14 protein-coding genes and 1 pseudogene are annotated in these 13,253 nt (G+C 64.9%); 7 read left to right on the top strand and 8 right to left on the bottom strand.

Annotated features, from left to right (window positions below):
• The first annotated feature begins 128 nt into the window (after window positions 1–128).
• Together MNBBLIKP_RS01815 and MNBBLIKP_RS01810 are read left to right on the top strand one after the other, a co-directional pair.
• Entirely contained in the window at window positions 129–326 is a 198-nt protein-coding gene (locus MNBBLIKP_RS01815; RefSeq protein WP_088306881.1) for a YdcH family protein, read from the top strand.
• A gap of 251 nt (window positions 327–577) precedes the next feature.
• Window positions 578–1,039 (top strand): DUF1465 family protein, encoded by a 462-nt coding sequence (locus tag MNBBLIKP_RS01810; protein WP_088306879.1) that lies wholly within the window; start codon window positions 578–580, stop codon window positions 1,037–1,039.
• 81 nt (window positions 1,040–1,120) lie between these two features.
• On the opposite strand, the gene MNBBLIKP_RS01805 is transcribed toward MNBBLIKP_RS01810, so the two are convergent.
• Window positions 1,121–1,561 carry a hypothetical protein gene (locus MNBBLIKP_RS01805; protein WP_088306877.1) on the bottom strand — a complete coding sequence of 147 codons (441 nt, stop codon included), beginning with the start codon at window positions 1,559–1,561 and terminating at the stop codon, window positions 1,121–1,123.
• 160 nt (window positions 1,562–1,721) lie between these two features.
• Here MNBBLIKP_RS01805 and glpX point away from each other — a divergent pair, with 160 nt between their 5' ends.
• The gene (glpX, locus tag MNBBLIKP_RS01800) at window positions 1,722–2,723 is read left to right on the top strand and encodes a class II fructose-bisphosphatase (RefSeq protein ID WP_088306875.1); all 1,002 of its coding nucleotides are present in this window, start codon (window positions 1,722–1,724) and stop codon (window positions 2,721–2,723) included.
• A gap of 6 nt (window positions 2,724–2,729) precedes the next feature.
• Here the strand turns inward: glpX and MNBBLIKP_RS01795 are convergent, their stop codons facing one another.
• A complete protein-coding gene (locus tag MNBBLIKP_RS01795) occupies window positions 2,730–3,506 on the bottom strand; it encodes a hypothetical protein (RefSeq protein ID WP_088306873.1) in 777 nt (258 codons plus the stop codon).
• A gap of 137 nt (window positions 3,507–3,643) precedes the next feature.
• On the opposite strand from MNBBLIKP_RS01795, the gene MNBBLIKP_RS01790 reads away from it, so the two are divergent.
• From MNBBLIKP_RS01790 to MNBBLIKP_RS01780, 3 genes are all read left to right on the top strand, one after another.
• Window positions 3,644–4,579: a ribose-phosphate pyrophosphokinase gene (locus MNBBLIKP_RS01790; RefSeq protein ID WP_088306871.1), complete on the top strand. Its 936-nt coding sequence runs from the start codon at window positions 3,644–3,646 to the stop codon at window positions 4,577–4,579.
• Entirely contained in the window at window positions 4,579–5,361 is a 783-nt protein-coding gene (gene hisN / locus MNBBLIKP_RS01785; protein WP_088306869.1) for a histidinol-phosphatase, read from the top strand. Before MNBBLIKP_RS01790 ends, hisN begins: the two co-directional genes overlap by 1 nt.
• A 209-nt stretch (window positions 5,362–5,570) precedes the next feature.
• Window positions 5,571–7,955: a TonB-dependent receptor gene (locus MNBBLIKP_RS01780; RefSeq protein ID WP_088306867.1), complete on the top strand. Its 2,385-nt coding sequence runs from the start codon at window positions 5,571–5,573 to the stop codon at window positions 7,953–7,955.
• Window positions 7,956–8,165: 210 nt separating this feature from the next.
• On the opposite strand, the gene MNBBLIKP_RS01775 is transcribed toward MNBBLIKP_RS01780, so the two are convergent.
• The 6 genes from MNBBLIKP_RS01775 to MNBBLIKP_RS01750 form a co-directional block, all read right to left on the bottom strand.
• On the bottom strand, window positions 8,166–9,755 hold the full coding sequence (locus MNBBLIKP_RS01775; protein ID WP_088306967.1) for a GMC family oxidoreductase: 1,590 nt from the start codon (window positions 9,753–9,755) through the stop codon (window positions 8,166–8,168).
• 73 nt (window positions 9,756–9,828) lie between these two features.
• The gene (locus tag MNBBLIKP_RS01770) at window positions 9,829–10,230 is read right to left on the bottom strand and encodes an energy transducer TonB (protein WP_176399614.1); all 402 of its coding nucleotides are present in this window, start codon (window positions 10,228–10,230) and stop codon (window positions 9,829–9,831) included.
• Window positions 10,227–11,129, bottom strand: coding sequence for a sterol desaturase family protein (locus MNBBLIKP_RS01765; protein ID WP_088306863.1), 903 nt, complete (start codon window positions 11,127–11,129; stop codon window positions 10,227–10,229). Before MNBBLIKP_RS01765 ends, MNBBLIKP_RS01770 begins: the two co-directional genes overlap by 4 nt.
• A gap of 4 nt (window positions 11,130–11,133) precedes the next feature.
• Window positions 11,134–11,547: a hypothetical protein gene (locus MNBBLIKP_RS01760; protein ID WP_088306861.1), complete on the bottom strand. Its 414-nt coding sequence runs from the start codon at window positions 11,545–11,547 to the stop codon at window positions 11,134–11,136.
• A gap of 11 nt (window positions 11,548–11,558) precedes the next feature.
• Entirely contained in the window at window positions 11,559–11,987 is a 429-nt protein-coding gene (locus MNBBLIKP_RS01755) for a TIGR01244 family sulfur transferase (protein WP_088306965.1), read from the bottom strand.
• 5 nt (window positions 11,988–11,992) lie between these two features.
• Entirely contained in the window at window positions 11,993–12,787 is a 795-nt protein-coding gene (locus tag MNBBLIKP_RS01750) for a TerC family protein (protein WP_088306859.1), read from the bottom strand.
• A gap of 207 nt (window positions 12,788–12,994) precedes the next feature.
• On the opposite strand from MNBBLIKP_RS01750, the pseudogene MNBBLIKP_RS01745 reads away from it, so the two are divergent.
• A pseudogene (locus MNBBLIKP_RS01745) lies at window positions 12,995–13,253 on the top strand (hypothetical protein); the annotation flags it as partial.

Raw genomic sequence — 13,253 nt, 5'->3', positions numbered from 1 at the left:
ATGCAAGCATATTAAGCCTATCTTGCGAAGCATGTTCGTATTCCCCTGCGACGGAATGATTCCGCCGTGCGATGGGTGGGATGCGAACAGGTATGAATCCGTAAGTTGCCAGCTTGCCGGGAGGCCGCGTGAACGAAGATGAAATGCGCAAGCGGCTGGAAGTGCTGCGGATCGAACATCGCGATCTTGATGCAGCCATCGATGCGCTGACCGCGGCGGGCAGCATCGACCAGTTGCAGATCGCGCGGCTGAAAAAGCGCAAGCTCAAGCTGAAAGACCAGATGGCGCTGATCGAGGATTACCTGATCCCGGATATCATTGCGTAATCAATCGGGTGCGCCAATCGCATCCGCGATTGGCTTGCAACACCGGCCCGCTCCCCCGGCCCAACCACCCATAGGGTACCATCAGCGGGTGGTTGGGCCGGGGGAGCGGGCCGGTGTTGCAAAGGGAAAGCCGGATGGCTTTCCCGCACCCAACAAGAAACGTCCCCGCGCGGGACAGTCCCAAAATGGTGTGCGAAACTGCCGCAAGGGCAGTTGGCAGACAGGGTCGGCTGTGACTATCGCGGAACCCTATGGGGAAACCTGCGAGCATCAATCCGCGGATCATCGAAGGTCTGTACTGCGAAGCGCTTGTCCTGTCGGACGAAGTGCGCGCGGCCTTTGCGCTGTCCGGACGGATCGATGATGCCGCCGCTGACGAGGACGAAGCGAAGATTGCCTTGTCGTGCGAAGCGCTGCGCACCACCACGCGGATGATGCATGCGGTGGCCTGGCTGCTCAACCACCGGGCTTTCTTCAAGGGTGAGCTCAGCGAATTCCAGCTCCGCCGTTATGGCAAACTCGCCGATTTCCCGGATAGCGATCCCGCGCGATTGGCCCTGTTGCCCGCCGCGACCCGTGAACTGGTCCAGGCGACCGAGCGGTTCCACGCCCGGCTCAAGCGGATCGACAACGGCTGGCGCGAGCGTGACGCCAACATGCCCAGCGCGATCGCTGCACTGCGCAACCGTCTGGGGCTGGCCGCTCGAACCTGAAGCCTGTTTCAGTAAGGTTGGAACCGTGCATCACCGGCCCGCTCCTCCGCCCGGCGACGCTTCGGCGGAAACGATCCGGATTCAGCGCGGAGCGAGCTCGCCCTTTGCAATCAGATCGGCATCGGATCCTTCGGGCGCCTGCGGCAGCTTGCTGACATCCAGTTCATAGATCGGCGGCGGAGCCCAGCCGCCGGTGATGCAGCCTGGCTGCCCCTTGCACGAACCCCGATCCAGCTGCGGCGCGCGCGGCACCCCGTCGTTGAGCACGAGCTGCGCCTCGCGCGAGTTGGGATCGCTTTCGGCGGTCGAGGGCACCCGCAGGTCCTCGCCGCGATCGACGCAGACCACGATCTCCTCACCGTCGCGGCGGCGGCAACGATCACGCGGGTCAGACACGCCATAGGTCTTGCGGGCCTGTTCGATCATTTCGCTTACCCGGCTGTCCACCGGTTCGGGTTCGGCATGGGCTGCGACCGCGCAAAGCACGGCAGCGCCGGTCAGGACTGCGGTCAGGATTCGCATGCGCCACCCATGGGGTTGAAGGGCGGACCAAGAGCGGCGCGGCGCTTAATCCCCCCTGAACCGCACCGGGCCGTCCAAGCCCATGGACAAGCGGCGCGCGCCTGTCTAAGCGGCCAAGCAACATGTTCTTACATACGTATTCAAAGGAAAGCAGCCCGCGATGAGCTCCGCAACCAGCAGCACCGTTTCGACCCCCGCCAGCGATGTCCTTGACCGCGTCCTTGTGCTCGAAATGGTGCGGGTCACCGAAGCGGCGGCGATTGCAGCGTCCAAGCTGATCGGACGGGGCGATGAAAAGGCGGCGGATCACGCTGCAGTCGAAGCGATGCGTGCTGCGTTTGACGAACTGGCAATCGACGGCACTGTCGTAATCGGTGAGGGTGAGCGGGACGAAGCGCCGATGCTCTACATCGGTGAAAAGGTCGGTGGCGCGATCGGCACCGGGCCCCGGATCGACATCGCGCTCGATCCGCTGGAAGGCACCACGATCACCGCCAAGGCCGGGCCGAACGCACTCGCCGTGCTGGCCTGCGCCGAACAGGGCAATCTGCTTAACGCGCCGGACGTCTATATGGACAAGCTGGCGGTCGGTCCCGGCTATCCCGAAGGGATCATCGATCTGGCCAAGAGCCCGACCGAAAACGTCAAGGCGGTGGCCGCGGCCAAAGGCGTAGAACCCAATGAAATCATTGTCTGCGTGCTGGATCGCCCGCGCCATGCCGATCTGATCGCCGAACTGCGCGGCCTGGGCTGCGGGGTGGTCCTGATCGGCGATGGCGACGTCGCCGGGGTGATCGCAGTGACCAACGAAGATACCAACATCGATCTCTACATGGGTTCGGGCGGGGCGCCGGAAGGCGTGCTGGCGGCCGCCGCGCTGCGCTGTGTCGGCGGGCAGTTCAACGGCCGTCTGCTGTTCCGCAACGAAGATGAAAAGGCCCGCGCCCGCAAGTGGGGGATCGAGGACCTGAACAAGATCTATCTGCGCGATGAACTGGCCAAGGGGGACTGCATCTTCGCCGCAACCGGGGTGACCGACGGATCGCTGCTCGACGGGGTCAAGCGCCGCAAGGACGGGACCATGACCACCCACACCGTGGTGATGCGCGCCAGCACCGGCACGGTCCGCTGGGTCCAGGCTGAACACCGCAAGGTGCGGTAAGGCAGTTCAGCCGGCGAACTTCGCCTGCGCTGCTTCCCAGCTCAGGATCGGTGCGGCGATCGAACCATCGCGTTCCTGCGCGACGGTCGGATCGACGTAGATCATGTTGTAATCGTTGGCCTTTAGCCCGTATTCCCACGATGCCGGAACAGCGACGATGCCGACATCAAGCGTCATCGCCCGCTCGGTTTCCGCGATCAGCCAGTGCTGGTTGTGATGCCGGTCGGACATGGTGATGGTTTCACCCTTGCGCAAAGTGCCATCGCGGGTCGGCCGCAGCAGGACGGCATTGTCGAGATCGCGCAGCCGGTCATGCGTGCGGGCATGAAACCGGCCATCGACCACCAGATGTGCGGACACCATGTTGTTGTGGACATGCGGGATCACTACGCCGCCCTTGCGCAGGCCAAACACGCGCACGAACCAGCGCTTCATTCCCGCCGCGCCGATAATATCGGCGGGTAAGAGCGGATCGGCGGTTTCAGCCAGGGGCGAATCATAGGCAAAGCCTGCGGTCAGCCGGTCAAGGTCAAGATAGGCGGCCAGTTCATTGACCGGTACGGTTGCATTGAGCCGTTCGATTGCGGCCTGCCAGCCCAGCACGTCGATCGTCCCGGCGCGAAGCTCGTCCTTGGCGGCAACCACGCCTTTGGCCCAGGCCTTGATCACGTCCGGTCGCTCGCGCGCCCACAGCTGCCGACCAGCCAGGGCTGCGACCAGCAAGGTTCCGCTGGCGATGCCCAGCAGGGCACGGCGATCCACCGCTGGTTTGCTTTGGTCCATCCGCGGATAGTACAGCCTGCCCGCCAACAGGCAATATCCCCAAAAATGCCATGCCCGCAGCCGCACTCTTGTTGCATTCATTCCGCGCTTGGATAAGGCCGCAGACGGGCTGAACAGCGTTTGCAAAGGGCACTGGCATGAAGATCGTCGCAGGCAACTCCAACCTGCCGCTGGCACGCGCGATTGCCGGCTATCTGGAAATGCCGCTGACCGATGCCAGCATCCGGCGCTTTGCGGATGAGGAAGTGTTCGTCGAAATCCATGAAAACGTCCGCGGTGAGGACGTGTTCGTGGTGCAATCCACCGGCTATCCCAGCAATGACAATCTGATGGAACTGCTGATCTGCATCGATGCGCTGCGCCGTGCATCGGCCAAGCGGATCACGGCGGTGATGCCCTATTTCGGCTATGCCCGGCAGGACCGCAAGCCGGGCCCGCGCACGCCGATTTCGGCCAAGCTGGTTGCCAACCTGATCACCACCGCCGGGGCGGACCGGGTGCTGGCCGTTGATCTTCACGCCGGGCAGATCCAGGGCTTTTTCGATATTCCCACCGACAACCTCTATGGCGCGCCGGTGATGGCGGCGGATATCCTCAGCCAGGGTGACAGCAGCAACGTGATGGTGGTTTCGCCGGACGTCGGCGGCGTCGTCCGTGCCCGCGCGCTGGCCAAGCGGCTGAGCAATGCTCCGCTGGCGATCGTTGACAAGCGGCGCGACAAGCCGGGCGTGTCCGAAGTGATGAACATCATCGGCGATGTGCGCGGCAAGGACTGCATCCTGATCGATGACATTATCGATTCGGGCGGCACGCTGTGCAACGCCGCGCAGGCCCTGATCGATGGCGGGGCGGCCTCGGTCCGCGCCTACCTCACCCATGGGGTACTCTCGGGCAAGGCGGTGGAGCGGGTCAACGCTTCGGTGCTTAAGGAACTGGTGATTACCGATTCGATCCAGCCGACCGCAGAAACGCTTGCATCGGATCGCATCCGCATCCTCTCGATCGCACCCTTGGTGGGCGAGGCGATCCACCGCATTGCCGAGGAAAGCTCGGTCTCGTCGCTGTTCGATTGATGGCCTACGAAGCTGAACTCGCGCTCGCCCACCGCCTCGCCGACGCGGCAGGGGCGGCGATCCGGCCATTGTTTCGCACCGGGCTCGGCAGCGAGCGCAAGGCGGACCGCTCCCCGGTGACCGAAGCGGACCGCGCCGCCGAGGAAGCGATGCGCGCGCTGATCAAGGCTGCGTTTCCGGACGATGCGATCCATGGCGAGGAATTCGGCGCGACTACCGGCTCGTCGGGGCGGACCTGGGTGCTCGATCCGATCGACGGCACTACCGCTTTCATGGCCGGCCGCCCGATCTTCGGTACCCTGATTGCGCTGGTCCAGCAGGGCTGGCCGGTGCTGGGGGTGATCGACCAGCCGATCCTCAAGGAACGCTGGGTCGGGGTGACCGGGCAGCCAACCACCTTCAACGGCCAACCGGTCCGCACCCGCCCCTGCCGCGATTTGGCCGATGCTGCGCTGGCCACCACCGGGCCGCATTACTTTGACCAGCACGACGGCGATCACTTCATGGCGTTGGCGGCGCGGACCGATCACAAGCGGATGGTGATGGGTGGGGATTGCTACAACTACGCCATGCTGGCTTCGGGCCATGTCGATGTGGTGTGCGAGGCGAACCTCAAGCTGCATGACTATGCGGCGCTGATCCCGGTGGTCGAAGGAGCGGGGGGGCTGATGGCGGACTGGAACGGTGAGCCGCTGCATGCCGCCAGTTCGGGGCATGTCCTGGCGCTGGGGGATCCGGCGCGGCTGGAGGATGTGGTTGAGGCATTGGCCTGTCATCACTGAGTTGGTTGATGAAGTGCATCCGCGCGAATCATAAGCAATACTGATGGTTTCCATCGAAACTAGTTTCAACTGTGACTTTCTCGTGACAGTCTGACGGCAAAAGCCCCCGCGCCGCGTGGCAGACTCTTGCGCTTTGCGGGGATCGGGATCAGCAGGCCCGCCAGCCCCGGCCGCCAATCAGGCGGCGGGCTTCGCTTTAGGGAGGAACCATGCGAACCCAACCGACCCACCGCCATGCCTATCGCCGCTATCTGCTGGCAGGCATCGCCGCCCTGGTTGTGACCAGCCCCGCGCTGGCCCAGGACGCCGCCGAGGAAAATACCGGCAACGAAATCGTCGTCACCGCCACCAAGCGTTCGGAAAGCCTGCAGAAGGTGCCGTTCTCGATCAACGCGCAGACCGCCAAGGACATCCAGCGTTCGGGTGCCGTCACGCTTGAAGACCTGTCGCGCAACGTCGCGGGCCTCAACGTCCAGAACCTCGGGCCGGGTCAGAGCCAGGTCTCGGTGCGCGGCGTTTCCGCCGGGCAGGTCGTGCGCGATCAGCCGGGCGTCAAGGAACAGGTCGGCGTCTATCTCGACGAATCGGTGATCTCGCTGTCGCTGTTCACTCCGGATCTTGACCTGTTCGATCTCAACCGCGTCGAAACCCTGCGCGGCCCGCAGGGCACGCTGTTCGGTTCGGGCTCGGTCGGCGGCACGATCCGCTACATCACCAACCAGCCCAAGCTGGGCAGCACCGAAGGTACGGTCGAAGCCGGGCTCAACCAGATCGACGGCGGCAGCCTCGGCGGTGAGCTCAAGGGCGCGGTCAACGTTCCGCTGGGCGAAAAGGCTGCCCTGCGCGCGGTCGGTTACTGGACCCATTACGCCGGTTTCATCGATGCAGTCGGCCCGGCAGCGGGCAAGAACGTCAACGATGGTGATCGTTACGGCGGCCGCCTCTCGCTGCTGCTTGAACCGTCGGAAGACCTGCGGATCACGCCGCGCGTGATCTACCAGAAGGTGGTCAGCAACGGCTTCAACCGTTCGGAAGTGTGGAACCTCTACGCTAACCCGCAGACCACCAGCGTTCCGGCCTATACGTTCGGCAAGAACGAACAGTATCTGAAGCTGCGCGAAAAGTTCAGCGATGAAACGGTGATCGCCGATCTCAAGCTCGAAGCCGACCTGTCGGACAGCGTCGCGCTGACCACCGTCTCGTCCTATTCGCACCGCGACATTCTGGTCAGCCGTGATGCCAGCGCGCTGACCGGCTCGGTCTCGGTCGATCTGGGCTTCCCGGCGGCCGGTGTGCAGCTCGCCTCGAACCTGCGTGACACCACCAAGCTCGACACCTTCAGCCAGGAACTGCGCCTCGCCTCAACCGGCGACGGGCCGTTCCAGTGGGTCGTCGGCGGGTTCTATTCGAACATCAAGCGCACCTATGATCAGCGCCTGCCCACCCCGGGTTATGACGCGTTCACCGATGCGCGGTTTGGCGCGGGCACTTCGGCGGCAGTGGCCAACGGCTTCCCGGCCAACTCGCCCTACAACGCGCACCTGCCCTACAGCATCAAGCAGTACGCGGTGTTCGGCGAAGCGACCTGGCAGCTGACCGAGCGGTTCAAGGCGACCGCCGGTGCGCGCTATTACGACTTCAATGAAGAACGCACGTTCAAGTCGGGCGGGCTGTTCTCGAACGGCGACAACCAGAGCGACAAGACCAAGTCGGACGGTGCCTCGCCGCGCCTGATCCTCAGCTATGAAATGGCGGATGGGGTGACGGTCAACGCGCAGGCGGTCAAGGGCTTCCGCCTGGGCGGGGTCAACGATCCGCTCAACGCCGGGCTCTGCACCGCGGCTGACCGCGCGCTGTTCGGCGGCTTCCAGTCCTACAAGGACGAGTCGCTGTGGGACTATGAAGTGGGTCTCAAGGCGCGGGGCAAGGGCTTTACCTTCAATGCGGCTGGTTTCTATAACAAGATCAGCAACCTGCAGGTCACGCTCGATGCCGGCAGCTGCTCGTCGCGGATCGTGTTCAACGTGGCCAAGGCGCATTCCGCCGGGGCCGAATTCGAACTGGGGCTGGCTCCGGCTGACGGGCTGAACTTCTCGCTGTCGGGCAGCGTGATGGATTCCAAATTCGACACGACCCTGCCGGGCGCGCTGACCGCCGCCACCGGGATCCGCGATGGCAACCGTCTGCCCAGCGTGCCGAAGTTCCAGATCACCGCATCGGGCAGCTATGAATTCCCGGTGTCGGATACGGCCAAGGGCTTCGTCAATGCATCGGTCCAGCACGTTGGCAACCGCTATACCCAGCCGGCCGATCAGGAAAACAATCCGCGCACTTTCGTGCACGGCCTGCCGTTCCTGGGCGCACCTGCCACGGCTGCAACCACGCTCAACCTGAACCTGCCCGGCTATGAACTGGTCAATTTCAGCGCCGGCGTGGAACTGGACGGCGGCCTGACCGTGACGGCCTATGTCAACAACCTGCTGAACGAGAACGCGCTGCTCTCGTTCGACCGCGAACGCGGCGGCCGCGCGCGCCTGGGCTACCAGGTCAGCCAGCCCCGCACTTTCGGGATGAGCGTCCGCAAGACGTTCTGATCGCGGGTTTCGTGATGCGAAAAGGGGCCGGGGCTGCAGATGCAGCTCCGGCCTTTTTTGTTGGGTGCGCTGATCGCCTCCGCGATCAGCTTGGCCTGGCCGGCCCGCTCCCCCGGCCCAACCACCCGTTTAAGGTACCCTGTGGGTGGTTGGGCCGGGGGAGCGGGCCGGCCAGGCCAGGGAAGGCCGGATGGCCTTCCCGCACCGCCGTCAGGCGGAGAGAGCCGCTTTCACGAATTCCGCCGCGCGCATGCCGATCATGATCGACGGGGCATTGGTATTGCCCGATACCAGCCGCGGCATGATCGAGGCGTCGGCCACCCACAGGCCGTCAACCGCGCGGGCTTTCAGCGTGGGATCGACCACACTGGCCGCATCACCGCCCATCCGGCAGGTGCCGACCGGGTGATAGATCGTATCGGCGCTGGCGCGGATTGCGGCATCGAGTTCGGCGTCGCTCATTCCGGCAATCGGGTTGCGGGCCGTGGGGCGATAGGCGGCCAGTGCCGGGGCCTCGCAGATCCGCTCCATCAGCCGCGCGGCCCCCCGCAGCAGCGCGATGTCGCGGTCGTCGCCCAGGAAGTTGGGATTGATCGCCGGGGCCTGTGCCGCATCCTTGCTGTGCAGTTTCACCCAGCCGCGGCTGTCCGGGCGCAGCACACAGGCGTGGACCGAAAAGCCGGGCGCGCGCACCACGTCGCGGCCATGGTTCTGCACGATCCCGGGGATGAAATGGTACTGGATGTCGGGTGCCGGGCTGGCCGGATCGATCGTCCAGAACCCGCCCGCTTCGGCAAATGGGGTGGTCATGGTGCCGCTGCGGTGGCGCACATATTCGACCAGCGATTTGGCCATGCGCCACATGCTGGGCAGGTTGCCGCCCATCAGGTCGGGCGAATTGGCTTCATAGGCCAGAATATAGTCGCAGTGATCCTGCAGGTCAGCGCCAACGGCCGGGCAATCGGCCACCACGGGCACGCCCATTTCAGCCAGATGTGCCGCCGGGCCGATCCCGGACAGCATCAGGATCTGCGGACTGCCGAATGCCCCGGCAGACAACACCACACCGCCGCGCGCACGCACCACTTCGCTGCGCCCGCCGCGCCGCACCTGCACCCCGGTGGCGCGGCCATTTTCGACCACGATCTTTTCCACCAGGCAGCCGGTGCGAATGTCCAGATTGGGCCGTCCCCGCGCCGGTTCGACAAACGCGCGCGCAGCAGACCAGCGTTCACCGCCGCGCTGGGTCACCTGATACAGGCCAAAGCCGTCCTGCTTTGCGCCGTTGAAATCGGGATTGACCGGCAGCTGCAGCTGGCTGGAAGCTTCGACAAAGGCGCGGCTGGCCGGGCTGGGCCAGTGCTGGTCGCTGACCGACAGCGGCCCGCCGCTGCCATGCCAGTCATCGCTGCCGCGCTCATTATCCTCGCAGGCCCTGAACCATGGCAGCACATCGGCGTGGCTCCAGCCGGTGCAGCCCAGCGCGGCCCAATTGTCATAGTCCCAGTGGTTGCCGCGGACATAGAGCATGGCATTGATCGCGCTGGAACCGCCCAGCCCCTTGCCGCGAGGTTGATAGCCGCGCCGCCCGCCCAGCCCGGCCATCGGCTCGGTCTCATAGGCCCAGTTGGCGCGTTTGGGCAGGGCCACCAGCATGCCGGGGGTCTTGATCCGGAAATCGTCGTTGCGCCCGCCCGCTTCGATCAGGCAGACGCTGCGCTTCGGGTCTTCGCTCAGCCGCCCGGCCACTGCGCTGCCCGCGCTGCCGCCGCCGATCACGACAATGTCGAATTCATCCATATCCTGCATCCCGCGCTTGTCTTTGGTGCAGGGTTAAGCCTGCGCTCAAGCCAGCGCAATCCCGGTTGGCGCGTCAATGCGCGGAGGTGTTGCCGGGCGCGGGAGTGTTGCTGGCCGTGTCCGGTGCTGGACCGGGCTGATCGTCCTTGGGGATGGTCCACTGCAGCCTGGCCCGATAGGTTGCCTTGATCGGCTCACCTTTGGCATTCAGTGCGGGTTTGAAGGGCGGGCGGCGCATGGCGCGCTGGCACGAAGCGGCATCAAGTTCGGGCCACCCGCTCGATTCAACGATGGTGCAGGCTTCGGGACGGCCCGCTTCATCAACCGCCAGCCGGATTGTCGCGGTCCCCTCATGCCCTTCGCGCAGGGCTTGCACCGGATAGTCGTCAGCCACTTGCGCAGGCTGGGCGGCGGCGGGTTGAACTGCCGCCGTTGCCAGTGCCGCCAGCGCCACAATGGTGCGCGGACCGGTCATGCCGGGATAGTCTCGTCGCCGTCTTGCCGCTCCTGCCATTTGGCGCGGATCATGTCAGACGTGTCGCGGCTGCCATCGTGGGTCCAGCCCGGTTCACGCAGCAGATAGCCCAGCTTTGCGCCCCATGGTGCGGCCCACAGATCCTTCGCGATGCCGATCCATTCGTGGAACGCGGCATGCAGCAGGTTGAACGTGCCCAACTGTTTGACGATGCCATAGCGGATCGTGATCGCGTCCCGCTCGGCCTCAAAACTTCCGAACAGTTTGTCCCAGACGATGAAGACCCCGGCGTAATTGCGATCAAGGTAGAGCGGATTGATCGCGTGGTGGACGCGGTGGTGGCTGGGGGTGTTCATCACGCCTTCGAACCAGGCCGGAAAGCGGCGGATCGCTTCGGTATGGATCCAGAACTGATAGACCAGGTTTACCGCGCCGCAGGTGGCGATCATCACCGGATCGAAGCCGATGAAGGCCGGCCAGATCCGGAACACGAATGACAGCGCGAAGAACCCGGTCCAGGTCTGCCTGAGGGCAGTGGACAGGTTGTAGTGCTGGCTGGAATGGTGGTTGACGTGGCTCGCCCAGAACCAGCGGACCCGGTGCCCGGTGCGGTGCGCCCAGTAATAGTTGAAATCATCCAGCACAAAGCACGCGGCCCAGGCCCACCAGGCCCAGCCGATCGTGGCGATGCGGTGCTGGAACAGCCACACCGCCGCCGCCGCGACCACGCCTGCGGTCAGCGCGCCAACCGCGGTGCTGCCCGTGCCCAGCGCGAGCGAGGTCAGCGTATCCTTCGGTTCATAGGCGCCGGGGGCCCGGCGGCGCGCCCAGAACATCTCGATCACGATCAGCAGGATGAAGAACGGGATCGCCAGTTCGACCGGGCCCAGCTTGTCCATTGGCTCAGGCCCCTCCCAGGCGGCGCAGGCTGGCGGCCCAGACCTGGGCTTCGCTGCCCAGATCCAGCGTGACCTGGCCAAATGTTTTCTCGCCGGTGCCGATCGTCAGGAAATTGCGGTCAAGCCGGGCAAAGGCGTGGCTGTCGAGCAGCCGTGCGGCGAATTGCGCGCCGTGGCGGCGCAGCAGCATGACCCGGCCCTGGCCATCGCGCAGCAATGCGCCGATCCCGGCCCGGTCCAGCGCCACCTCCTGTGCGGCAAATCCGGCGAGCGACAGCGCCGCCAGCTCGCGCGCTTCGTCCTCGCCTTGCAGGCGGACGTCGTCGCCCAGCCGCAGCTTGGCGGCAAGCAGGGCAACCAGCAGGATGGCCACTATCGATCCGGCCAGCTGGATCAGGGCAAAAGGAATGGCGGGCATGGCGCGCGGTGCTACTTGCCCGGGGCCAGCATGTCCATCAGCGCCGCGACGGGCGAGAGGTCATAGCCGGCCTGGCCTGCCAGCCGCGCCAGCTCGGCGGGGTTTTCGCCCCGGCTCGCCTCGGCCAGCGCCCACAGCAGGGTAGAGCGGGTGCCCGAACGGCAATAGGCCAGGATCGGCGCATCAGTGCTGGTCAGCGCCGCCGCCATGGCCGCGACCTGTTGCTGCGAGAAACCCGCGTGGGTCACGGGGATCGCGACATAGGCGATCCCTTTGTCCGCGCAGGCCGCGGCAATCGCTTCGCCCGGGGTCTGGTCATCGCTTTCGCCTTCGGGGCGGTTGTTGATGATCAGGCCGATCCCCTGGGCGGCGGCGGCCTCCACCTCGTCCAGGGTGATTTGCGGGCTGGCGTAGAGGCGCGGGGTGAGCTGGCGGAACACGGCGCTCACCCCTGCTGGGCGCGTTTGCGCGCGCGGCGGTTGCGCGACACGATGTTAAGCGTTTCCACCCCGGCCGAGAAAGCCATCGCGGCATAGATGTAGCCCTTGGGGATATGCACCCCGAACCCGTCGGCGATCAGCACCGCGCCGATCATCACCAGGAAGGCCAGCGCCAGCATCACCAGCGTCGGATTGTGTTCGATGAACTTGGCGAGCGGATCGGCGGCGATCATCATCAGGATCACGGTGATCACCACTGCAGCGATCATGATCGGCACTTCGTCGGTCATCCCCACTGCGGTCAGGATCGAATCGACCGAGAACACCAGGTCGAGCGCGATGATCTGCGCGATCGCCGAGGAGAACGCGATCTGGCCAATCCCCTTGTCATGATCAAGCAGTTCACCGCTGACCCCTTCGGGATCGATGTTGTGGTGGATTTCCTTGGTCGCCTTCCACAGCAGGAACAGCCCGCCCGCAATCAGGATCAGGTCGCGGCCGGAAAAGGCGGTTTCAAACCCCGGCTCGCCATGCGCGCCGGTCGGGCCGGTAATGCCCAGATCGAACAGCGGAGTCTGCAGCGTCACGATCCAGCCGATCAGCAGCAACAGCGCGATCCGCAGCCCCAGCGCCAGCCCCAGTCCCACGCGCCGCGCGATCTGTTGCTGGTGCGGGGGCAATTTGTTCGACAGGATGGCGATGAACACCAGGTTGTCGATCCCCAGGACCACTTCGAGCACGATCAGGGTGAGCAGGGCGGCCCAGGCGGCCGGATCGGATAGCAGACTGATGATTTCCATGGATGCCTCTGTGCCAAGCCCCGATCCCGCTGGCAAGGTGTGGTCGGCGCGCGGGATTTCAATCCGGAAAATTCGACTTTGTCACACTTTGGTGCTGGCAGAAATGTCACACTTATCCCTACGCCGGGCGAAATCGGCGCTTTTGCGTGAATCCGTTCGCCAATGTTCCCAATATCGGATAACAGGCACAGTGCAGCGGAGAGGGCCTTGGCGATTCTCACCCTGTTGCCTGGCGTGATTCGTCCGCGCACCAGGCAGTTTATTCTGGGGCGAAGCGAAGGTTTGTTCGGGTTTATGAGTTTTGACAGAGGGCGTCGTGGTCGGGGCCGCGACAAGCGGGACGGTTTCGGCGAGGAAGGTTTCGATCCCTTCTACAGCGGCGGCGGTGGCGGCGGTGACCGGTTTGGCGGCGGCGGCGATCGCGGTGGTTACAGCGGCGGCGGCCGCGACCACCGCCGCCGCCAAA

This window comes from Novosphingobium sp. B 225, from assembly GCF_002198665.1.
Lineage (GTDB): Bacteria > Pseudomonadota > Alphaproteobacteria > Sphingomonadales > Sphingomonadaceae > Novosphingobium.
The sequence above is the reverse complement of the archived record's forward strand: the minus strand, read 5'-3'. Positions and strand labels throughout refer to the sequence as shown.

Bases quoted from the DNA above. Each gene is read 5' to 3' on its own strand.
- MNBBLIKP_RS01810 (WP_088306879.1), top strand. From the start codon at position 578: ATGGGGAAACCTGCGAGCATCAATCCGCGGATCATCGAAGGTCTGTAC.
- MNBBLIKP_RS01805 (WP_088306877.1), bottom strand. From the start codon at position 1,561: ATGCGAATCCTGACCGCAGTCCTGACCGGCGCTGCCGTGCTTTGCGCG.
- glpX (WP_088306875.1), top strand. From the start codon at position 1,722: ATGAGCTCCGCAACCAGCAGCACCGTTTCGACCCCCGCCAGCGATGTC.
- MNBBLIKP_RS01795 (WP_088306873.1), bottom strand. From the start codon at position 3,506: ATGGACCAAAGCAAACCAGCGGTGGATCGCCGTGCCCTGCTGGGCATC.
- MNBBLIKP_RS01790 (WP_088306871.1), top strand. From the start codon at position 3,644: ATGAAGATCGTCGCAGGCAACTCCAACCTGCCGCTGGCACGCGCGATT.
- hisN (WP_088306869.1), top strand. From the start codon at position 4,579: ATGGCCTACGAAGCTGAACTCGCGCTCGCCCACCGCCTCGCCGACGCG.
- MNBBLIKP_RS01780 (WP_088306867.1), top strand. From the start codon at position 5,571: ATGCGAACCCAACCGACCCACCGCCATGCCTATCGCCGCTATCTGCTG.
- MNBBLIKP_RS01775 (WP_088306967.1), bottom strand. From the start codon at position 9,755: ATGGATGAATTCGACATTGTCGTGATCGGCGGCGGCAGCGCGGGCAGC.
- MNBBLIKP_RS01770 (WP_176399614.1), bottom strand. From the start codon at position 10,230: ATGACCGGTCCGCGCACCATTGTGGCGCTGGCGGCACTGGCAACGGCG.
- MNBBLIKP_RS01765 (WP_088306863.1), bottom strand. From the start codon at position 11,129: ATGGACAAGCTGGGCCCGGTCGAACTGGCGATCCCGTTCTTCATCCTG.
- MNBBLIKP_RS01760 (WP_088306861.1), bottom strand. From the start codon at position 11,547: ATGCCCGCCATTCCTTTTGCCCTGATCCAGCTGGCCGGATCGATAGTG.
- MNBBLIKP_RS01750 (WP_088306859.1), bottom strand. From the start codon at position 12,787: ATGGAAATCATCAGTCTGCTATCCGATCCGGCCGCCTGGGCCGCCCTG.